Origin of the sequence: Myroides gitamensis, from assembly GCF_029894455.1 — a bacterium.
Classification (GTDB): Bacteria; Bacteroidota; Bacteroidia; order Flavobacteriales; family Flavobacteriaceae; genus Flavobacterium; species Flavobacterium odoratum.
Genome location: NZ_JARYHN010000001.1, coordinates 2,656,612 through 2,680,202, shown reverse-complemented (window position 1 = coordinate 2,680,202; position 23,591 = coordinate 2,656,612). Strand labels below are relative to the sequence as shown.

At 35.8% G+C, this 23,591-nt stretch carries 15 protein-coding genes, 3 tRNA genes and 1 pseudogene; 10 read left to right on the top strand and 9 right to left on the bottom strand.

What is annotated here, in order from left to right; genetic code table 11:
- Positions 1–27 precede the first annotated feature (27 nt).
- The 5 genes from M2306_RS11865 to M2306_RS11845 all read right to left on the bottom strand — a co-directional run bounded on the left by M2306_RS11865 (position 28) and on the right by M2306_RS11845 (position 5,808).
- Positions 28–2,694 carry a BamA/OMP85 family outer membrane protein gene (locus M2306_RS11865; protein WP_115092469.1) on the bottom strand — a complete coding sequence of 889 codons (2,667 nt, stop codon included), beginning with the start codon at positions 2,692–2,694 and terminating at the stop codon, positions 28–30.
- 11 nt (positions 2,695–2,705) lie between these two features.
- Complete coding sequence (uppS, locus tag M2306_RS11860) at positions 2,706–3,446, bottom strand: undecaprenyl pyrophosphate synthase (RefSeq protein WP_002989928.1); 741 nt, start codon at positions 3,444–3,446, stop codon at positions 2,706–2,708.
- Entirely contained in the window at positions 3,447–4,127 is a 681-nt protein-coding gene (gene porG / locus M2306_RS11855) for a type IX secretion system protein PorG (protein ID WP_115092470.1), read from the bottom strand.
- 135 nt (positions 4,128–4,262) lie between these two features.
- The gene (locus M2306_RS11850) at positions 4,263–5,147 is read right to left on the bottom strand and encodes an NAD kinase (protein WP_115092471.1); all 885 of its coding nucleotides are present in this window, start codon (positions 5,145–5,147) and stop codon (positions 4,263–4,265) included.
- A gap of 1 nt (position 5,148) precedes the next feature.
- Positions 5,149–5,808 carry a CBS domain-containing protein gene (locus M2306_RS11845; RefSeq protein WP_259187762.1) on the bottom strand — a complete coding sequence of 220 codons (660 nt, stop codon included), beginning with the start codon at positions 5,806–5,808 and terminating at the stop codon, positions 5,149–5,151.
- Between the two features lie 94 nt (positions 5,809–5,902).
- Between M2306_RS11845 and M2306_RS11840 the strand changes: the two genes are divergently transcribed.
- The 9 genes and pseudogenes from M2306_RS11840 (at position 5,903) to clpX (ending at position 17,626) form a co-directional block, all read left to right on the top strand.
- Positions 5,903–6,616 (top strand): pyridoxine 5'-phosphate synthase, encoded by a 714-nt coding sequence (locus tag M2306_RS11840; RefSeq protein WP_115092473.1) that lies wholly within the window; start codon positions 5,903–5,905, stop codon positions 6,614–6,616.
- Positions 6,616–7,389, top strand: coding sequence for an alpha/beta fold hydrolase (locus M2306_RS11835; protein WP_115092474.1), 774 nt, complete (start codon positions 6,616–6,618; stop codon positions 7,387–7,389). Before M2306_RS11840 ends, M2306_RS11835 begins: the two co-directional genes overlap by 1 nt.
- 310 nt (positions 7,390–7,699) lie before the next feature.
- Positions 7,700–10,642: a CLIPPER-2 domain-containing protein gene (locus M2306_RS11830; protein WP_259187763.1), complete on the top strand. Its 2,943-nt coding sequence runs from the start codon at positions 7,700–7,702 to the stop codon at positions 10,640–10,642.
- 312 nt (positions 10,643–10,954) lie between these two features.
- Positions 10,955–12,206, top strand: a pseudogene (locus M2306_RS11825) (OmpP1/FadL family transporter).
- Between the two features lie 18 nt (positions 12,207–12,224).
- Positions 12,225–13,847, top strand: coding sequence for an SGNH/GDSL hydrolase family protein (locus M2306_RS11820; RefSeq protein WP_115092477.1), 1,623 nt, complete (start codon positions 12,225–12,227; stop codon positions 13,845–13,847).
- An 11-nt stretch (positions 13,848–13,858) separates the two neighbouring features.
- Complete coding sequence (locus tag M2306_RS11815) at positions 13,859–14,215, top strand: phage holin family protein (protein ID WP_115092478.1); 357 nt, start codon at positions 13,859–13,861, stop codon at positions 14,213–14,215.
- A 98-nt stretch (positions 14,216–14,313) separates the two neighbouring features.
- Positions 14,314–15,639: a trigger factor gene (gene tig, locus M2306_RS11810; protein WP_115092479.1), complete on the top strand. Its 1,326-nt coding sequence runs from the start codon at positions 14,314–14,316 to the stop codon at positions 15,637–15,639.
- An 83-nt stretch (positions 15,640–15,722) separates the two neighbouring features.
- Positions 15,723–16,382: an ATP-dependent Clp endopeptidase proteolytic subunit ClpP gene (gene clpP, locus M2306_RS11805; protein ID WP_002989952.1), complete on the top strand. Its 660-nt coding sequence runs from the start codon at positions 15,723–15,725 to the stop codon at positions 16,380–16,382.
- Between the two features lie 2 nt (positions 16,383–16,384).
- Complete coding sequence (gene clpX, locus M2306_RS11800; RefSeq protein ID WP_115092480.1) at positions 16,385–17,626, top strand: ATP-dependent Clp protease ATP-binding subunit ClpX; 1,242 nt, start codon at positions 16,385–16,387, stop codon at positions 17,624–17,626.
- 156 nt (positions 17,627–17,782) lie between these two features.
- Here clpX and M2306_RS11795 read toward each other — a convergent pair.
- From M2306_RS11795 to M2306_RS11780, 4 genes are all read right to left on the bottom strand, one after another.
- Positions 17,783–17,868, bottom strand: a tRNA-Leu gene (locus M2306_RS11795).
- Between the two features lie 180 nt (positions 17,869–18,048).
- Entirely contained in the window at positions 18,049–18,402 is a 354-nt protein-coding gene (locus M2306_RS11790) for a hypothetical protein (protein ID WP_115092481.1), read from the bottom strand.
- A 92-nt stretch (positions 18,403–18,494) separates the two neighbouring features.
- Positions 18,495–18,580, bottom strand: a tRNA-Leu gene (locus M2306_RS11785).
- A gap of 12 nt (positions 18,581–18,592) precedes the next feature.
- Positions 18,593–18,668 (bottom strand) — tRNA-Gly (locus M2306_RS11780).
- Between the two features lie 450 nt (positions 18,669–19,118).
- Between M2306_RS11780 and M2306_RS11775 the strand changes: the two genes are divergently transcribed.
- Positions 19,119–23,564, top strand: coding sequence for an MBG domain-containing protein (locus M2306_RS11775; protein ID WP_259187764.1), 4,446 nt, complete (start codon positions 19,119–19,121; stop codon positions 23,562–23,564).
- The last annotated feature ends 27 nt before the right edge of the window (positions 23,565–23,591 follow it).

The window sequence follows — 23,591 nt, the reverse complement described above, 5'->3', positions numbered from 1 at the left end:
TTTGTTAAATTTTAGCAAAGTGTATCACTAAAACTGTTGACCAAGGATGAAGTGAGTCTCCCAACCGTTTTTCTGAGTTGTTCCTGGAGGTGCATCAAATCCATATCCAAAGTCAATACCCAATAGACCAAACATAGGCATAATCACACGAACACCCAATCCAGCAGATCGTTTTAAATCGAATGGATTGTAATCTTTGAATGAATCATATGCTGCTCCTGCTTCGGCAAATGATAATACATATACTGAGGCACTTGGTTTTAGTGTAATAGGATAACGTAATTCTAGGGTGAATTTATTGTATATGGTACCACCAATTTGTTCACCATACTGATTGATTGGTGTCAATGCTTGGTTTTTGTACCCTCTCAACTGAACAACCTCACGGCCATCTAATGAGAAGTTTACTAATCCATCTCCTCCTACATAGAAGCGCTCAAATGGAACAACACCACGGTTGCTATTATACGCTCCCATATAACCGAATTCTCCTACTGTTCTAAATACTAATTTATCAAAAATTGTGGTATACCAATCACCTTTGAATTTTAATTTATAATATTCTAACCAGTTGAAACGTTTTTGGTCAACTTTACTCGCATCAGCAGTAGCATCTTGCCAGTTACTTACTGGTTGTCCAGCTGCATTTAAGTATGTACCTTCAGGAATTACTAATCCAGTATTTGGATCAACTTGTCCTGCTTTAGATCTGTATTTGTATTCTTGTTGATTTCCTAAATTCTTGTAGTCAACATTGTTGAATAACGAGTAAGGTGGAGTGAATTTTCCACTGATACTAAAGAACGAACCGAAAGTAGGGAAGTTTGGATCCATTCCTCGGTTGTCTCTCGTTAATTCAATTTGATACGCTAAATTTCGCGATGAACCATCACCAAACGTAAATAGTCCAGTGTTATAGTTCTTCATATCATAGTATTGGAAACTAAGGGTATGTGATAATACAAAATAATCATCTGGAACACTTAATTGTTTCGCAACCCCTAATTGTAACGTTGTAATATTAAAACCTCTACTACGGTCTGTTCTTCTGTTGTAGTAGTCGTATAAGTTTTGTGTACTATAAGCAATGGTACCAAATAAGTTGACTGGTTTTTTTCTACCCAACCATGGTTCAGAGAAACTTAAACTATACGTTTGGTAGTATGAACTTCCTTGTAATCTCAAGGCTAAAGATTGACCATCTCCCATAGGGAAAGGATGGTATGCTTTTTTATTGAAGATATTTCTCAAAGAGAAGTTATTGAATGACAATCCTAAGGTTCCGATGAAACCTCCTCCACCGTATCCTCCTTGTAATTCAATCTGACTCGAACCTTTTTCAGCTACTGACCATTCCACATCTACCGTTCCTGATGTTGGATCTGGATTTAAGATGTCTGGTACAATGGCTTGTGCATCAAAAATATTCAATGCCCCTAAACGACGCATTGTCTCCATAACCATCGCTTTGCTCCAGATTTCTCCAGGTCTTGTTTTTAACGTACGGTGGATAACGTGATCATGCGTATATTCGTTTCCGCGAACAGTAATGTTGTTGAAACGAGCAATAGGTCCTTCTGTAATTCGAATCTCGAAATCAATCGTATCATTCGCTGTTTTTACTTCTACTGGAGTAATATTAGAGAATAAATATCCGTTGTTTTGATATTGATTGGTTAAATCATACGCATCTGGATTAGAAGAATCTTGAATACGTTTATTTAATAACACACCATTGTATACTTCTCCTTTATCAATTCCCAAGATATTGCGAAGTTGATTATTCGTATAAACGGTGTTTCCAATGAAACGGATGTCTCCGATGTAGTATTTGTTCCCTTCTTCTACATCGATGTTAATCGCCATGCGATTTGTTTTTGGATTGTAAGCAGTCGTATCAGTAATAATACGTGCATCTCGGTATCCTTTTTCTTTGTATTTATCCACTAAGCGTGTTAAATCCTCCTCGTATTTCGATTGAATAAATTTGGAAGGTTTAAATATACGCAGCGGATTGAATGGACTGCGTTTTTTAGTATCTTTTAATGCTTTGCGCAACTGTTTGTTTGTCAATTGCTCATTACCATCAAAAGTAATATCTGAAATACGCACTTTTTTTCCTTTGTCAATACCTACAACTAAATCTACGTATCTGCCTGTTGAATCAGTTGGTACCGTATTTAATGTGATTTTTGTATTGTAGAAACCGTCTTTTTTGTACTTATTTAAAAGATAATATTTCGTTGTAGAAAGTAAGTTTTCATTAACGATTTTCCCTTTTGTCAATTTAGCTTCTTTGATTACCGTTTCAGACTTCGCTTTTTTGAAGCCTTTTACTTTAGCGCTATTTAAACGAGGTAACTCATTTAAAGTAAGTTCTAAATTGATAGTATCGTTAACAACAGATGTTTCGTAAAAATTAATGTCTTTAAAAAAACCTAGTTTCCATAGTTTTTTTAAAGCATCCGAAATCTCTTCTCCTGGAACAGAAATTTTTTGACCTTTATTTAAACCTGTAAAAGTTACAACCGTTTGAGGATTGTAATTAATTTTACCAGTTACTTTTATATCTCCTAAAATGTAGGTTTTAGGGGTTTCTAAAGTAGGAATGTTGTCCCCTTGCTGTGCTTGTGCACTACTACAAATTAGACCTGCAATAAACAGAGCAAAAAGTGAGATGCCTTTTTGAAACATTATTTTCGTTTTTATTTAATTTGTTCACTAGTTTTTCCAAATCTTCTCTCTCTGTTTTGATAGGATAGAATAGAACGATATAGCTCGTCCTCAGAGAAATCTGGCCATAATACCTCCGTAAAATACAATTCTGCATAAGCTATTTGCCAAAGCAAGAAATTACTTATTCTTTGCTCTCCACTTGTGCGAATTAACAAATCAACATCAGGCATATTATGCGTGTAAAGATGCTCATTAATAATTGATTCGTCAATATTGTCTTCTGAAATTATATTATTTTTAACTTTAATAGAAATTTCCTTAATTGCGTGTATTATTTCTGCTCTGGAGCCATAACTTAGTGCTAAAGTTACAGTCATCCTTTTGTTTTCTTTCGTTTTATCAATTGCGTCTGTTAACTTTTCTCGAACTTTTTCTGGAAGTAAATCAATATTTCCTATCGCATTTAAAGCGATATCATTCTTCATAAAAGTTGGGATTTCCTTGGTCAACGCTTTGATCAATAATTCCATCAGTTTATCTACTTCATATTTGGGTCTATTCCAATTTTCTGTAGAAAAAGCGTATAGGGTTAAATAGTCAACACCTAATTCTCCGCATGTCGTGATGGTTGTTCTGAGGGATTTTACACCATTCTCATGGCCTATTGTTCGTAGAAAACCTCTTTGTTTCGCCCATCTACCATTGCCATCCATGATAATTGCAATGTGCTTTGGTAGATTACTCATGTTAATTTGTTCTTTCAATTTCATTTAATCTGCGCAATAACAAGGATTATGTCCAAAAGTATAACTTATTGTAATTCCTGAATAGAAAAACCAATCATTTCCACTTTTTCCAAAACGATAGCGTTTGGTACTAGAAGAAGTAGGATGACTACCATCTAAATTATCAGTAAAAGTATAAGTTGCGGTAACTTCTGCATTGATATTAATCTGAGGGTTTACTCGAATTTTCATTCCTGCTGCAAACGGTATTGCCGCATTGTATTTTTTATCCCCTTTAATCATTTTTTTATTTCTGTGGTAAATATCAGAATAACGAATACCTGATAAACCGGCGTAAAGATAAGGAGTCATGGCGAAATTCTCTTGGTGTAAATCGAATTCAAAAAAGTTAAATTCAATACCCAAGCTCAATTGCTGTAGTGTATTATCAAAACGCAAGCCTCTTTCTTTTCTACTTTCACTAGAAGCATCTGCATCATTTCCTGTTAGTTTGTGTTGACTAAAACTCAAACGATACGAATGTCTAGGGCTTTTGTTCCATCTATAAAAAACGTTATAGCCTATATTCTTTGGATTGATAAACTGTGCAGATCCAATATCACCTACATAGTTTGTACCACCTAAACCAAAGCCTACCTCATGGATTTGAGCGTATGCTAAAGGCATGGTAAGTAGTAAGATAAATGTAATTAAGGCCTTTTTCATTTTGTTAAAATAATTCACAAATATAGTAATAATGAACTCTCTTTGTTTGAAAAAAAAGATTTTGTTGAAGCAAATACTAACAAAATCTTGTAATAAACAATAAATGTAGCAAAAAAAATGGCGCTACATGCTTATTTAATTGCGTTTGTCTTCTCCCCAAAGTAATTTATTTCGCAATGTCTTGATAAAACTTTGTTGTGGAAATTCTACCAAATTAATCGTAAACGGTGCTTTTGAAATAGTTACTTCTGTTTCGTTGTTTACTGCTTGTGTACTGCTATCAACAGAAAGTAAAAACTGACTTTCTCTTGCGTTGACTTTTAATTTAATTGTAAGATTATCTCGAATGACCAATGGACGAACATTTAAATTGTGTGGAGCCAGAGGGGTAATAACAAAACAACCTGTTTCTGGTTCAATAATTGGACCTCCACAGCTCAACGAATATCCTGTCGATCCAGAAGGTGTTGAAATGATTAACCCATCTGCCCAATACGTAGCCAAATACTCATTGTCTAAATAAGTCTCAACCGTAATCATAGAAGTCGTGTTTTTACGCGATACCGTGATGTCGTTTAAGGCAAAATTAATATCGAAATTGGAATTAGCCACAGGATCACAAGCAATAGTGAGTAGCGCTCTTCTCGATAATTTATAGGTGTTTTTAAACAAATGAGGTAAATGTTCTTCGATTGTGTCTTCTTGAATATTAGCTAAAAATCCCAAACGACCAGCATTGATTCCAACAATGGGAATATTTTTGTCTTTGATAAAATTTGCGGCTCTCAACATCGTACCATCGCCACCAATACTAATAAAGAAATTCACATCCGTAGGAAGTTCATTCTCATCTCCAAAGGTTTCATACGTCGTCGGCAAGATATTGATCTCGTTCAAAAGATTGTAAAAGTTACTTTCAAAAATAATAGTAGGATTGTACGTCTCTAATACATTTAAAAGTCGTTGAACGATTTGTTGTACGATGGTTTTATTGGTTTGCCCGTAAATTGCAAATTTCATACTATAGGTTTAAAAATTTGTTTAGATAATTAGAATGCTCAATCAGCTTGTTCTGATGTAAGTCTTCGTCGTGATGCGAGACAATCGTAAAATCAAAACGCCTAAAGTCTTGAATAATTGCCTCAATGTTTCGTTGACTAAGTCGCAACAGCAATTGTGTTTGATTGTCTTTGGTTTGAAGTACTAGAATACCGAGTAATTTAGTATTGTTACTTTCTACAAGTTGTACTACGGTAGAAAGACTGTAAGCTTCAGCATTAATTTCAATGATGAGCGTCGTTCCAGGTTCCGTTAGAAAGGTACTTTCTAGTAAATTGGCTGTTAATGCCGCTTTAGGTAACATGCCCTTGAGGTACATTTCTTCATCAAGTACAGGCAATAAATTGCAGCTATTGAGAATAAATGTATCAGCAATTTTAGCTAAATCATCAGAGGCAAAAGCAAAAAAAGATTCTACATGATACTGTAGATTCGCAATCTTTTCTGTTTCATCTACATCATACAATAAATCGGTCGCGATATTGCCTATCCACTTGTTGTCTGAATCGACAAGGGAAAGGTGTGAATACTCGTGCTGATCTAAAAAGGCTATGACCTCACTCACTTGCATGTCGCTAGTGAGGGTAGGTGCGTCGATGAATAAAGATTCTAAGGTTATCAAAATGCGTCTGATTGAAATGCTTTTGCAAAATAATTAAAAATAAACCAATAAGCCTTAATTATACTTTGTATTTTTGTTTTTTAATATCTTAATTATGACAAAGCTATCTGTAAATATCAATAAAATTGCTACTTTAAGAAACTCTAGAGGTGGTAATGTACCTAATTTATTAAAAGTTGCTGAAGATGTTCAAAAATTTGGTGCTGCAGGTGTAACCATTCACCCTCGACCAGATGAACGTCACATTCGTTATCAAGATGCAAGAGATTTGGTGCAGGTTGTTCATACAGAATATAATATTGAAGGGAATCCAATGGATGACTTTCTGAAGTTGGTTTTTGAATGTAAACCGACGCAGGTTACATTAGTACCAGATGCCGTTGATGCATTGACTTCTAATGCTGGTTGGGATACGGTGAAACACAAAGGCTTCTTAACTGAAGTGATTCAAGAGTGTAAGCAACAAGGAATTCGCACATCTATTTTTGTGGACCCTGTGTTGAGTATGATTGAAGGGGCAAAGATGGTAGGAACAGACCGCATTGAATTGTATACTGAAGAATTTGCAACTCAGTATGGTTTAGGAAATGAGAAGGGAATTGAACCTTATATTAAAGCAGCAGAATTGGCTGTTGAATTAGATCTAGGTATTAATGCAGGACATGATTTGAGTTTAGATAATATTCAATTCTTTAAAGCGAATATTCCAAATTTATTAGAAGTGTCTATTGGACATGCACTAATTGCAGAATCGCTTTATTTAGGATTGGAAAATGTAGTGAATATGTATATAAATAAATTGAGCTAATGAAAGAGATTTTATATTCAAAAATTGAAGGAGAAGGCGGAATACCAATGCTAGTATTGCATGGGTATTTTGGTATGTCGGATAACTGGAATACGTTTGGTCGACAAATGACAGCATTAGGATATGAGATGCACTTGGTAGATTTGAGAAACCACGGGCGTAGTTTTCATTCTGATGAATGGTCTTATGAGGTAATGGTAGAGGATATCATTCGCTATATGGATCATTATAATATGTGTGATGCTATTGTATTAGGGCATTCTATGGGAGGAAAAGTAGCCATGCATTTGGCAACAAAATATCCGAATCGCGTAGAGAAATTAATTATTGCAGATATTTCTCCTCGCTCTTACGCTCCGCATCATCAAGATATTTTAGAGGCATTAAATGCAGTTGATTTTTCAACGAAGCCTTCGCGAAAAGAAGTAGATGATATTGTAAGTGCGCGAATTACAGATTTTGGTACAAAACAATTTTTGTTGAAAAGTTTATATTGGAAAGAACCAGATCAATTGGCTTTCCGATTCAACTTGGACGTTTTTAATAGAGATGAAAATGTGGTTGGTGAAGGTATTGATGAAACTGCTTTATTTGATAAACCAACTCTTTTTGTACGTGGAGGTGCATCAAAGTACATTCAAGAAAAAGATGAAATACTCATTCAACAGCATTTTCCTCAAGCTGTGATTGAAACTATTCCTGGTGCAGGACACTGGTTACATGCGGAAAATCCACAGCTGTTTTTTGAAATCGTTTCGAAATTTTTAGCGTAAAAAACGATGATACATTAATATTGAAAAAGGCTCTTGCTAACTAGCAAGAGCCTTTTTTTGTTAATTATCGGGAAGTAGGGCTGTTTTTCATTATTTGAATGGTGAAATAAAAATACGTTTTTTATTTAAAATATTAAAGTTTGGGTGTTAAAATAAAAAAAATAGTATTTTTTGGTTATTTTTTTATTTTGTATAATTTGCTGAATAGTTAAATTTAACTTAAATTGGACGGATTTTATTTTAGAATAGAGTTAACCTGAAGCTTACCAACGCAGGTTTAGTATAAACCACTTTAGATCCAACTATATTTATGAAACAAAAAAACTTTTTACTTCTCAGTATTTTACTTTTGTTGAGTAATGCTGTATTTGCTCAATACTATAAGACCCATCATATAGCGCCAGCACCATGGCAATATTGGAGCACCGCTAATCAAATCGTAATAGGAACTTTGTCAGCAACTCCTGTAGATGTAGTATTGAAAAAAAGTGATGGAACTCCTTTAACAACGTTAACGGTAACAGCGAACAATCCTATTGCGTATCGTTTTGTAGGAACTGCTAATACACAGAATCGAAATGTTGTTAACACGACATATAATGATCGTGGGTTATTGGTTGAGGCAACTGAACCTGTATTAGTGAATATGCGAAATATTGCATCAGACGCAACGGTAGGTTGGAATTCTTTAGGGGTGGAAAATATTAAAGGAAATGCCTCTTTAGTGAGTTTTGGTGAGGAAGGATTAGGTGTGGAATTTCGCTTGGGATACTATAGACAAAGTACACAGGGACTATATGAGGATGCACCCGTTTATTCTGTAATGGCAACTGAGGATGAAACGGAGGTAGAAATTCAACAAACAACAGGTGTAATGACTTTTACACTGGAGCAAGGACAAAGTAGATTATTTAAAGCGCCCTTAGGTAGCTATTTAAAAGCAACGAAGTCTGTCGTAGTCAATGTAGGAAACTGGGGAGATACACCTCGATTGTGTGGGCCAGGTGGAATTAACGGACAAGATGGAACTTTTGACCAAGTAGCGCCTGTACATATGTTGGGGAATCGCTATTTAGTAGTTCGTGGCGAAGGAACAATTCCCAATGATACGCAACGCAATCAATTTTTAGGATCAGAACAGAGTTTAATTGTAGCAACAAAGGATAATACAACAGTTACCATCAAGAGTTATACACCACAAGGGGTGGAAACTGGGACAATGGTTACGCAAGTATTAACTAATGCAGGAGATTACTATTCGTTTTATCATGGGGATGGTCGAAATCCCAATTCTTCTAGTTTGATTGTGTCAGATAACGAAGTAATTGTCTATGCAGGTACAGCAGTTGAATGTGAAACGGATATTTCTACCGTATTGCCTATTGGTGGTTGTGCAGGATCAATCAATATTCAAACCAAGAAATTCGTGAATTATAATGATGGAGGATTACCTTATATGGGATTCGCTATTATTGAACACTCAACAGAACTTGTTTACATCAACAATCAAAATATTGAAACGTTAACAGGAAGAAATCGAGTGCCATTAGGAAATAGTGGTTTATACATGATTACGTTTAATCATACGTCTATTGGAAATCCAGAAAATATTGTTCTGCGTTCTGAATTGCCTTTAACAGCTAGTTTGGTGCAACAAGGAGATGGATTTTCTATGTCTGCTTTTTTCTCTTCTTTTGGAGAGGCTGCAAAATCGCCAATCAAGATTCAACAAAATGACAACTGTACAGTGAGAATAGAATCGGAAGAAGATTCATTGGAATATGAGTGGTTTTTTAATGGAGAATCTTTAGAGATTACTACGGAAAATTTTATTGATGTAGTTGCGAGTGGAATGTATGCGGTGAAGATTAAAAAAGAATGTGGTTGGAGTAATATGTCACTTCCACTAGATGTACTAGTGAAACCTTGTACAGATTTAGCTATCACGAAAAAAGTAAAATCACAAGAGGAAAGCATTGCTGTATTTATTATTACAGTGAAAAACTTGGATGAAATTTTTACAGATCCTAATGTTGTGGTGACTGATTTATTGCCTTCAGGATATGGGTTTGTTAGCTATGAAGCAGATAAGGGAAGTTATGATGAAACGACAGGAGAATGGAAAATTGGAGCATTAGAGTCACAAGAAGAAGTTACTATTGAAATTAAGGTGAAAATTAAAAGTGGAGGGGAATATAAAAATATCGCTACAGTAGAAGGTGATAATATCGACACTAATCCAGATAACAATACTGATGAAGCCATTGTTGCCTTAGGTAAATTAGAATTTACTAAAAAAGTAGTGGACAAGGACTATATCCGTATTGGTGATCGTATTGAGTATGAAATTATTGTGAAAAATATTGGTGAAATTGCGATTAAAGATATTGTATTGACGGATGAAAACGCAGATCCAGGATCTTTAAGTCCTGCTACAATTTCTGTGTTAGATCCGAAAGAATCGGTAACGGTACAAGCGTACCATACCATTACTGAAGAAGACTTTAGAGCGAAAGAGGTAATTAATCAAGCCTCTTTAAAAGCGATTACCCATGGTGGAACAATGACACAGTTGTCTGATGATCCTACTACTCCACAACGCAATGATCCGACGATTGCGCCAATTTTATATCGAGCAGATTTACACGCAGTAAAAGATGATGGGATACAGTACTATGTTCCAGGGCAACAAACAACATATACTATTGTTGTTGAAAATAAAGGACCAGGATCGGCTGTAGATGTAGAAGTAATAGATATGATGCCAGAAGGGGTTAAACACATGGAATGGACAAGTTCTTTGGGAACATCTGGAATAGGAGATATGATTGATGTAATTGCATTATTAGATGTGGGGGATCAAGTGACTTATCAAGTGACCTTAACCATACCAGAAAAACATACAAATGCTTTTATTAATATCGTTTCGGTTACAGCAGAAGATAATGAAGATCCAGTAGAAGCTTGTGAGAGTTGTATGGATGTTAATTATCAAAAGGTATTTATTCCTAGGGGAATTTCACCAAATGGAGATGGATTAAATGATTATTTAGATTTAAGTAATTACGATGTAATCAGTCTGAAGGTGTATAGTCGATTGGGAATACTAGTTTATAACGCAGGGAAATATGAAAAGGAATGGTATGGGCAATCCAATTCAGGAAATAAATTATTACCAGCAGGAACGTACTTCTATGTGATGCAAAATATTTTAAATGATACCTATAGTGGATGGATTTACCTCCAGTATTAAATTGAATTCTTACGTTTTTTAGTTTATATTTTTGAAAAGCTGTCTTAACTTGTTAGGACAGCTTTTTTTGTTTTTGATGCGGAAAGCAAAGTACTGTTAAGAGAATGTTGAAAAGAGATGCGATTGTATTTGTTAATTAAGAGATAAAATGAATATGTGCTAAATAAAGTAAGTTTATGCTTTGAATCTTTTTTTAAAATAGTATTTTTATTTCTATTTTTTCTTTTTTAGTGTTAAAGTGGGTATTAAAAATTTGTCAAATTAGGATATCTTTTTATATTTACTATAAATGAAATAAAATAAGTGTTAATTATGATAAAAAAGGTATTATCATTATCCCTTCTGACGCTCATCACGGCATCTACGTATGCAGGTGGTTATCGCGTTAGTATGCAAGGAAATAGACAGCTTGCGATGGGACATGCAGGGGTGGCTGTTATTAGTAGTGGTGCTGAATCATTATTTTTTAACCCAGGTGCATCAGTTTATCTAGAGGATAAGTTTAACTTTTCTGCTGGAATGAATTATTTGGTCGCTGATACCAAATTTCAAAATAAGACCTATGGATGGGAAAATGATACGCGTAACCCGGGGACGCCTTTTTATCTCTATGGGACTTATAAAGCAACGGATTGGATGACGGTCGGTTTAGCGGTTTATACGCCTTATGGAAGTGCTGTCGATTGGGATAGAGATTGGCAAGGGTCACATTTGGTGAATAACATCGATTTAAAGGCCTTCTACTTCCAACCAACGGTTGCTTTCAAGGTAAGTAAGCACTTCAGTTTTGGTGGGGGACCTATCTTTGTTAATGGAGGGGTTACATTTGATCGAAACGTATCTCGTAGTATGACCGATGAGCAAGGAAGAAGAACAAGTGTTGATATCGAAGCGAAAAATGTTACCGCTTGGGGATGGACTGCAGGTTATTTGGTAAGCGTGGATGACCATTTGCGTTTTGGATTAAACTACCGTTCTAAAATTATAATGAAGGAAAATAGTGGAAAAGCTAAATTCTCTAATGTTCCTGGTTTTGGACAAGACTTGTTTAAGGATGGAAAAATCAAAGCAGAAATGCCGTTGCCAGCTGAGTTGACAGTGGGAGCTTCTTATACTTGGGATAAATGGGTATTTGCCTTTGATTACAATAGAACGTTCTGGAAAGTATATGATGCTTTGGTGATTGAATTCGTTGATAGCGCAGTGCCAACATCAGTAAATCCTAGAAATTATAAAGATTCAAGTACATACCGTGTAGGAGCACAATACAGTGTAAATGAGCAATTGACATTACGTGCTGGGTGGTATTATGATGAAAGTCCTGTACAAAAAGGATACTTTGCACCAGAAACACCTAGAAATGATTCGCGTGCATATACAGGAGGTTTAACCTATAAATTTAAAAACGGAATTGGGGTGGATCTAGTATTCTCTTACTTACACTTTAGCGATACCAATAGCTCGTACGATTATTTTCAAGAGGATGGACAAAACGTTTCGTTTGGAGGAACGTATAAATCTGCTGTTACAAGGTGGTGGTGTAGGAATTACGTATAGTTTTTAATGATTAAAGAGATTTAAAATGAAAAGAAAATATTTATATATAGCGCCACTTTTAGCTGTTATAGCTGTAGGATGTGAGCCTTCTATTAAAGATGAAATCAATTCAGATACTTACTATGCAGGTGAAGCTGATTTTTCTTCTTATGTGGCTATTGGAAATTCCTTAACCGCTGGGTATATGGATGGAACTTTGTATCGCTCTGGGCAACAAAATTCGTTTCCAAATATCTTAGCACAACAGTTTAAAGTTGTAGGCGGTGGGCCATTTACTCAACCCCCTTTGGATGATGATACAAACGACGTAGGAGGGATGTTGATTAATGGAAATCCACTACCTGGTTTTGATACTAAATTGGTGATGAATATGTCTACCAGTAGCCCTGAAAATAAAAAGGGAACTGTGACTTTAGATGTAAACAAAAGAGCACAAAAGGCTTATCATAATGCAGGTGTTCCAGGAGCAAAAACATTTCATTTAATTGCGCCAGGATATGGTAGTATGAGTAATTTATTAGCAGGAAAGGCAAATCCTTATTTTGTTCGTACGGCTACTTCTGATGAGACAACGGTAATGGCGGATGTCATGACGTTAAAACCGACCTTTTTTACAAACTGGATTGGAGCAAATGACGTATTGGCTTATGCGACTTCAGGAGGAGAAGGTTTAGATCAAAATGAGCAAGCGAATGGAACAGATCTTACACAATATGGAGGAAATGATATTACGCATGTAGGTGTATTTAAAATGGCGTATGAAGGAATTGTAAATACACTAGTTAGTGGTGGTGCAAAAGGAGTAGTAGCAACTGTACCTGATGTAACAACCATTCCGTTTTTTACAACGGTTCCTTATAATCCAATAACATCAGCGGCTATCGTTCAGCCTGGACAAAACGAAGATGCTGTTTTTGGTCAGTTGAATCTATTGATTGGAATGTTTAAAGAAGTTTTAACTCAACTGGGGCAAGGTGATCGTTTACAATTGTTGGATAAAACGAAAGCGAATCCGCTACTTATTCAAGATAAATCACTAGATAATTTAGAACCACAATTAAATGTGATCATAAAAATGTTAGTGGATTCAGGTAAATTTCCAATTAAATTATCTGATCAAGAAATTGCTTTTATCGCAAAAGGCTTTGGCCAAGCAAGACATGCAACAGCAAAAGATTTAATGTTGTTGACAAGTAGAGCGCAAATTGGTGGTGCATTACCTTCAACAGGTAAACCAGAAATGGATGCCATGTTGAAAAAGGGAATTACATATCCAATCGATGATAAATTTGTATTGAATGTGGTAGAGCAAGAAAAAGTACAAGCAGCTACCAATGCATTTAATTCAATTATCAAAAATGTGGCGAATGAAAAAGGATTAGCTGTTGCGGATATGAATGATTTGTTGCGCAAAGCAGTTAGTGGATTGAGAGTGGAAGATGGTCAAATTTATACGGCAGATTATTTTAAAGGAATGGGGAACTTAAATACCGTTATGTTTTCATTAGATGGTGTACATTTGAACCCTAGAGGGTATGCGTTTATCGCAGCTGAAATTTTACGTGTGATCAACAAACACTATAAAGCAAATATTCCTCTAGTGAATCCTGCTGTTTATCCAGGACCAACCTTAGTTTTGCAAAATTAAAAATGATATAAATGAGTTTTATAGTTCGATTATTAGTTACAACAGCTTTAGTTGTTTTTCTTTGTTGGCTGTTGCCAGGTGTACACGTGGTAGGATGGACTTCCGCTTTATGGGTGGCTGTAGTGATGGGATTGCTGAATATGTTCTTGAGACCTGTTCTAGTATTTATGACACTACCCGCTACAATTGTAACCATGGGGCTGTTTCTGTTCGTTATTAACGCAGTAATTATCATGTTGAGTGCTTATTTCGTTGACGGATTTCAGGTTAATGGATTTTGGTATGCTTTATTATTCAGTTTAATCTTAGCGTTTTGTCAATCAATCGTAAATGGGATTCTGCAAAATGGTGAGCCAAGAAAGAGATAAAAAATTTAATAGTTGAAAGACAAACACTTAAAAAGTTGGACGGGTTGTAAAAATAATTTATTTTTGCAACCCAATTTTATATGTAAATACATCAAAAAATGAATATTACAAGAAATAATGTAGATGCTCTTAATGCAATTGTTACTATTGAACTTGCAAAAGAAGATTACCAAGGTAATGTAGATACTGTGTTATCTAACTATAAAAAGAACGCTAACGTTCCTGGATTTAGAAAAGGTGCTGTACCGATGAGTTTGATTCTAAAACAATACGGAAAATCTGTATTGTTCGAAGAAGTAAACAAAATGTTGCAAGAGAAATTGAATAACTATCTTGTAGATGAAAAATTAGATATTTTAGGAAATCCTCTTCCAGTAATGAGCGAGAACTTTGACTGGGATGCTGATGTATTAAAATTTGATTTCGAATTAGGATTGGCTCCTGAGTTTACTGTTGACTTAGAAGGAAAAACTAAGGTGACTAAATTTAATATCGTTGCTGATGAGGCGATGTTAGACGAGCAAGTAGAGTATATCCAAAAACAATACGGAAAATTAGTATCGAAAGAGGCAGTTGAAGAAACTTCTGAGTTAGTTGGTACTTTTACAAATGAAGAAGAAGGAATCAATAAAGATGTAACAATCGCTGTTGCTGATTTCAGAACAAAAACAAACCAAAAGAAATTCTTAAACAAAAAAGTTGGTGATCAAGTTACGGTTAACACAAAAGGGTTATTCGAAGATGATCACAAATTAATGGATGTTTTAGGAATTGATCACGATCAAGTTCACGGATTAGAAGTTGATGTTGTATTTACAATCAACGAAATCAACGAGTCTGAAAAGGCAGAATTAAACCAAGAGCTTTTCGATAAATTATTTGGACAAGATGTTGTTACTTCAGTAGAACAATTGAAAGAAAAAATCAAAGAAGATGCTGAAAAACAATTCGCTTCTCAAGCAGATCAAAAATTCTTAAATGACGTTTTTGAATCATTGTTAGAAACTACTTCTTTTGAATTACCTGCAACATTCTTGAAAAAATGGTTAATGACTGCTGGTGAAACTCCAATGACTGCTGAACAAGCTGCTGAGGAATACGAAAAATCTGAAAAAGGTTTACGTTACCAATTAATTGAAGGTAAAGTAATGACTCAATATGAGTTACAATTAACTTTCGAAGATATTAAAGCATACACAACAAAATTAATCAAAGAACAGTTGGCTCAATTCGGTCAAACTGAACCAGATGATAAAACAGTTGAAGATATCGTTGCTAGAGTAATGTCTAACCAAGATGAGGTAAGACGTATTTCTGAACAAGCAATGAATGAGAAAATGTTAGCTTTATTCACAGACAAAGTAAAAGCAAACGTGAAAGAAGTTTCTTACAAAGATTTCGTTAAGGAAATGTACGGAGAATAATTCTTTCCTGAAAAATAAGTATATTTGAGCGTCTATTTGAATGAATAGACGCTCATTTTTTTAATCATAAAAAGAAATAATTTATGGACTACGGAAAAGAATTTCAAAAATACGCCACCAAACATCACGGTATAAATAGCATGTATTACGATAAAATCGTAAGCAGTATGACTCCTTACATCATTGAAGAACGTCAAATGAATGTCGCTTCGATGGATGTTTTCTCTCGTCTTATGATGGATCGTATCATCTTTTTAGGGACTGCAATTGACGATTATGTGGCAAACATTATCCAAGCGCAATTGTTGTTCTTGTCTAGTGTAGATAATGAAAAAGATATTAGTATTTACGTGAATTCTCCAGGAGGAGGAGTATATGCTGGTTTAGGTATTTATGATACGATGCAATTTATTAAACCAGATGTAGCTACAATTTGTACAGGTATGGCTGCTTCAATGGGAGCTGTTTTACTATGTGCAGGTGCGGATGGTAAACGTTCTGCGTTACCACATTCACGTGTGATGATTCACCAACCATTAGGTGGAGCACAAGGTCAGGCATCTGATATTGAAATCACAGCAAGAGAGATATTAAAATTAAAAGATGAATTGTATCAAATTATAGCAAAACACTCGGGTCAAACGATGGAGAAAGTACATCATGATAGCGATAGAGACTATTGGATGATTGCTCAAGAAGCGAAAGCTTATGGTATGATTGATGAGGTTCTAATTAGAGAATAAATATGGCTAAAGAAGAGATGAGATGTTCCTTTTGCGGACGTCCAAAATCGGAAACAAATATTCTTATCGCAGGTATTGATGCGCATATTTGTGATCGTTGTGTGGACCAAGCTTATGGAATTGTTCTTGAAGAAGAAGATGCAAAACATTTAGAAGGTCTATCCAATGAATTATTGCTGAAAAAGCCAATGGAAATCCGTGCTTTTTTAGACGAATATGTCATTGGTCAAGATCAAACAAAAAAGGTAATGGCTGTAGCGGTATATAATCACTACAAACGCTTGTTACAAGAGATGAATGGAGAGGATGAGGATATTGAAATCGAGAAGAGTAATATCTTGATGGTTGGGCAAACGGGAACAGGGAAGACATTGGTAGCAAAAACAATTGCGAAGATGTTGAATGTGCCGTTGGCTATTGTGGATGCTACAGTATTGACAGAAGCAGGATATGTAGGAGAAGATGTGGAAGGTATTTTAACTAAATTACTTCAAGCTGCAGATTACGATGTTGAAAAAGCAGAGCGCGGTATTATCTTTATTGATGAGATTGATAAGATTGCCCGTAAAAGCGATAATCCTTCTATTACACGTGACGTGTCAGGTGAAGGGGTGCAACAGGCGTTGTTGAAACTGTTGGAAGGAAGTGTAGTGAATGTTCCGCCTAAGGGAGGAAGAAAACATCCGGATCAAAAGTTTATTGAGGTTAATACTAAAAATATTCTCTTTATTGCGGGAGGTGCATTTGATGGAATCGAACGTATTATTTCGAAGCGTTTGAACTTCCAATCTGTAGGATATGGATCGATCAAAGAAGGAGAAAAAGTAGACCGCACCAACTTGATGCAGTATATTATTCCGAAAGATGTCAAAGACTTTGGTTTAATACCTGAAATCATCGGTCGTTTGCCTGTTTTAACGTATATGAACCCATTGGATAGGGAAACGCTACGAGCGATCCTTACAGAGCCTAAAAATGCGTTGATCAAACAGTATGAGAAATTATTCGATATGGATGGTATTGCTTTTTCTATTACAGATGAAGCTTTAGATTATATTGTAGATAAGGCATTAGAGTACAAACTTGGTGCAAGAGGATTGCGTTCGCTTTGCGAAGCTATTTTAACGGATGCGATGTATGAGCTACCGAGTAAAGAGGAAGTGAAGGAATTGGTCGTTGATCGTGCTTATACAGAGCAGGCATTGAATAAAAACTTAATGCAAAGATTAGAAGCAGCAAGTTAAAAAGAAGGATTAATTATTATTAATTAATATAAAAATAGAAGGAGTTTAGTTTTATACTAGGCTCCTTTTTTTATACAGTTATCGAAAGAATAGTTATTCAAATAAAGTAGAAAATAAGGATAAAAAAAAGTCCCAAGCGTTAACTTGGGACTTTTGTACTCGAGGCGGGACTTGAACCCGCACGAACATTACTGTTCACTGGATTTTAAGTCCAGCGTGTCTACCACTTCCACCACTCGAGCCTTTGCTCATCAGTATTAGAACTGTTTTGCGAGTGCAAAGATAGAATAAAAAATAGGTGTCACAAGAAAAAAATAAAGAAAATTAAAACTTTTTTTGAACAGTTATGTTTAGCTGTTGGTAATCAGTATTTTGGTTTTTTATTTTTTTTGTAGCTGATTTTTTATTTTTTCTTTGTTAGGCTATTCTTCTGGGAAATCTCCAAAAATATCAAGGGATAAATCCAGTGTTTCTGCTGAAGTGAAATTTTGAATTACTTCTTCAATGCCATTTTCAAAACGCAATTCAGTATTGAATCGGCGACTAGTACCGAAAGTGTTCCCTTCAATAACGGTTTTGAAATAAAATTTACCACTAGGTGTTTTGAAACGTATAGCTTCAACTGCAGAGAAGTTGTTTTTGAGGTAGTCAATGGTTTCATAGACTTCTTCTTTGGTCGTGTGTTCTTGGCTTGTAAGTAGAGTTCGTCCTCTGCGATGTTCAAATGTGAACTTATACGTCTCATTTTCTTTCTGGCTAATAACGATTGCGCTCATAATAAAAATGTAATAAATTCAAGATTGTTGACGCGAATTGCAATTCGCACTTGTCCAAAAAAAAAGTCCCAAGCATTCACTTGGGACTTTTGTACTCGAGGCGGGACTTGAACCCGCACGAACATTACTGTTCACTGGATTTTAAGTCCAGCGTGTCTACCACTTCCACCACTCGAGCGTAATAAATTACTGGAGCGAAAAACGGGGTTCGAACCCGCGACCTCAACCTTGGCAAGGTTGCGCTCTACCAACTGAGCTATTTTCGCCTATGTTTGTAAGATCGTGCAGTACTTCTGTATTGCGAGTGCAAATATAGAATAGAATTTATTGTTTTGCAAGCTTTTTTAAGGATAAAATTGAATGGTTTTTGCTTCTGATTGATAATGAAAGGATTGAGCTCTTTTTTTATACTTGCTTCTTCTTTCTTTTCAACTAATAGTGTAATACCCTGCATTCGGTGGAAATCTTAAATAGACGATACAACTCTTTTTATATTTGTTTTTTATTAACATCGACTTGTTTTGTTTAATTTATGTAATGTGTAATATTTTTTTGTAAATATTGAAAATAATAGCATATATTTTTATATATTGTTATTTAAAATATTGTTTACTCCATGGCCTATATGAAAGGTTTTGTTAATTAGTTAACTAAATAAACAACCCTTAATATGACGATGTTGTGCTAGTACTGGATGTATAACCAAATGACCTATTATGAATAACATTACTTACCTAAATGTTTTAACTACAAAGGCAAAAAAAAACAACCGATGGCTCCAACAGCTATTTTTGTTTTTAGTCCTTTTAAGTAGTCCCCTTGCTTTTGCTCAATTTCCTTCGCCTTATTGTGAAGTAGATGGATTTGCTGTGGAAGAAATTACCAAAATTGAATTTGATGGGCTAGAAATAACCAATACAAATGATATGAATTTTTTAGTGGATCATACAGCTGAGGTTGCTGAGGTTGTCGCAGGACAAACCTATACCTTAACGGTTCATGGAAATACATATGGAGATGAAAATGATATCTATGCTTTTATTGATTGGAACCACAATGGTTTTTTAGATGATGCTGGCGAAATCTATTATATCGGAAGATTGGAGGATTCTGATGGAGAAGATGGACTCAGTGTTTCATTCGATATTGCTGTACCAACAACAGCTTTAGCAGGTGCAACACGTATACGAATTACTAAAACTTGGATTGCGTTGGGTTTTGAAGTGAATATAGATCCTTGTTGGATTAGTGGATATGATGAGGATTGGGGTAGCAATGATGACTCATTTGGTCAAGCCATTGATTTTACGTTGGATGTGGATTCTGATAATGAAACTCCTGAACCAGGCGTAAGCTGTGAGATTGGAATTAATTTAACGTTCCCTAGTTATGGAGATGTAACTACTTGGAAATTACTCGATGCAGATGGACGCGCTGTTCTCAGTGGTGGTCCTTATGATTCTTGGTCTTATAGAAATTTTGTGATTAATCGTTCGTATACTGGTTCAAACCATCCATATTCGCTGCAAATTACAGTGGATGATGAATTTTGGGGTGACTGTGATAATGAGGTAAATTATGCGGTGACAGTTGGAGGTGCTAATGATATTTCAGGAACTGTAACGGCCTGTGAAGAACTCGTATCAGAAACGTTACCAATTGGGCCTTGTCCTACTTGTGGGCCTCCAATAAGATTAACGAAAACGAATATTACACCTACTGGATTTACATTGAATTGGACTAGTGATGGTGCTCAGTTTGAAATTGAATATGGACCTACTGGTTTTGTACAAGGTAGTGCAAATGGTACAATCATTGAGAATATTACAACAACATCTTATACCTTTACAGATTTAGCAACAACGCAAGCGTATCAGTTTTATGTGCGCAATATTTGCTCGGATGAAGAAAGTGTATGGGCTGGACCATTATCCTTTGATGATATTCTTATTGCACCTTCCCCTTGGCATGAAGATTTTAGTGGAGGACGAGTTTATCCTTTAGGATGGGCTCCATTGCCTGGGGCAACTTGGAGCTTTACACCAGTAACTACTGATCAAGGGAATAGTATTCATACGAGTTTATATGATTATTCTTTTTTAGGTGGAGTCCTAACGGGGAGTTTTTCAACCATTACTGTTGGACCTATACTATATGGAGATACCTTCTCTTTTAAATATTTACTAACAGACGATTTTGGTGATCCAGCTTACACTGGTTTAGGTCGTTTAACAGTTGAACTATCTACGGATTTCGGTCAAACTTATACCCAAGTAGGAACAATCAATACCAATGGAACAAGTGGATGGCAAACGTTTACGTATGATCTTGAAGATTATGCAGGTATGTATGTAAAAATCAGAGTGAAGGCCAATGTCCTTGAGGTGTTTGCTAATCTTGACGTTGCATTGGATGATTTTGATATTTCAGGAGGGGTGCCATGTGACGAGGTTACGCTTGCAGAAGTTGAAGTGAATGAAGAGGAAACGGTCTTGCATATCGAATCGGAAGGAACAACATTTGAAATTGAATATGGGCCAGCTGGTTTTGTACGAGGAGCTGGAACAACAGTAGACAATGTAACAACGCCTTATACGTTTACGGATTTAATAGCGGATACTGATTATGATGTATATGTGCGAGCTTTACCATGTGGAGTTTGGTATGGACCAGTGACATTCAGTACATTACCTCCAGATAGTCAGGTAATCACAGCAGAAGATGTTACGAAAGTATATGGTGATATACCTTTTATACATGGAGTTTCAGATAGTGGCTTGGCATTGAGTTATGCGGTAGAAGATGAAACAGTAGCTGTAGTTGAAAATGGAAAACTGGTGATAAAAGGAGTGGGAACGACAACTGTTACAGCAAGTCAACCAGGAAATAATGTATACTTACCTGCTGAAGATGTAACTTTTACCTTAACAGTAACGAAAGCCATGCTCACCGTTATAGCAGATAGTAGCCAAGAAAAAAGATATGGTACTGAAGATCCTGTGTTTACTTATACAGCCACTGGATTTAAATATACGGATACTTTAGCTGTTTTTTCGGGTGCCCTTGCTAGAGTAGCAGGAGAGGAAATGGGAATGTATGCCATTACACAAGGTACTCTAAGTGGTGGAAGAAACTATGAGATTACGTTTATCAGTGCGGATTTCAAGATTATTTTCGCAGAATTAATTGTAACTGCCAACGAGCAGACGAAAGAATATGGTGAAGCGGATCCAGTGTTTACTTATCAAGTAACAGGGTTGTTAAACAATGATACAGAGGCTACTGTATTAAGAGGAATACTAGGTCGTGTAGCAGGAGAGAATGTAGGTAATTATGCCATCAGTCAAGGAACTCTACAAGTGATTGGAGCAAATTATGAATTGATCTTTCAAGCCAGTGAATTGAGTATTACCCCTGCGGCTTTGGTGGTTGTGCCTGATGCAGGCATGCAAAAAGTATATGGACAAGTAGATCCTGTGTTTTCGTATACTGTTACAGGGCTCAAATTTAATGATACTGCAGCTACAGCTTTAACGGGGTTACTCGGTAGACAAATAGGAGAAAATGTAGGGGTATATAATTATGCTTTAGGAGGTATACAAGCTTTGTCTGGGAATTATATCTTGACTGTAGCAGGGCAAGAGAAGTTTAAAATTACACCCGCACCTTTAGAAATCGTCGTGATAGAAAACCAAGCAAAAGGATATGGCGAGGCAGATCCCGTTTTCTTGTTTGATGCCATTGGTTTACAAAGAGGTGACCAGCTTATTCAGGTAACAACAGGACGTTTAACACGTGTTACAGGGGAGGAAATAGGATTATATGCCATCAACCAAGGTACTTTAGCTGTACGAGCAAATTACGAACTAGTTTCTTTTACAGGAGCTGATTTTGAAATTAAACAAAGCCCAATCAGGGGTGTTTCATTATCTGATCGAATTTTTGTTTATGATGGTCAAGTAAAATCCCTACAAGTGGAAGGAAATGTCGGGGCTGAGGCTGAAATTACCTATACCAATAACAATCAGACTGAAGTTGGTGTATATGAAGTGACAGCAACAGTAGATTTTGGGCCTGCCTATGAAGTTCTAACGTTGAATGGAACGCTAAAAATAGTTCAAGCAAATCAAGTAATTGATTTTGAGGTGGTAAGTACTGTGGTGATTGAAGATACACCAACGTTACAACTAACAGCAACGGCTAGCTCTGGATTGCCTGTTTCTTATCATATTAACGACGCAATAGATCAAGAAGTGGCAACGGTAGATGAAAGAGGAATGGTGCGTTTCTTACGCACAGGATTCGTTACAATTACCGCTTCTCAACCTGGAAATGAAAATTACAGCCCAGCGATACCTGTGGCACGAACAATTGAAGTGACCAGTAAAGCAGTGGAGATTGAAAACTTAATTATTGATGGTGTTTCGTATGGAAAACCAGAGAAAGAAGTGTATGTTGTGATTGGTTGTGAAAAAGAACAAGATCAAGTAATTATCGAAGTTCAGGTTGCAGATGGAGTGCAAGTATCACCTTCTACGTATATAACTGTAGCTGTAAAAGAATACGGTACGTACAAACAAGTTATTACCGTGACTTCTCCTCGTGGAACCGAACAGGAAACGTATACTGTGTATATTGAAAAACGCCTCGCTACAACCAATCTTGTATATCAGAAATACAACAATGTCTTATTGGTAAACAACAATAAGAAAACCAATGGAGGGTATGTATTCAAAGGATATGAATGGTTTAAAAATGGAGAACCTATTGGAGATCAACAAGCGTATTCAGCAGGAAATAGCATCAGCGATGTATTAGAAGTTGGTGCAGAGTATCATGTAGTCTTGACGTTGTATAATGGTAAAAAGGTGGTGAGTTGTCCAATTTATATTGAGCAAAAAGCAGCAGCAGATTGGGGAATATATCCAAATCCTGTCCAGAAAAATCAAACGTTACACGTTCGTTTAGATGAAGATCAACAACAAGCAATGAGTTATGTGATTTACAATGTCAAAGGACAAGTAATCAAACAAGGGGAGTTTGTAGAAGGAACTACAGATAAACAAATAGAATTATCTTCAACTTTAGCAACGGGATCTTATATTCTTGTGCTCAAAGGCAATGGAACACAACAAAGTGTACAATTCATTGTGAGAGAGTAAATAAGCGATGTTCTTCATAAGAAGAAG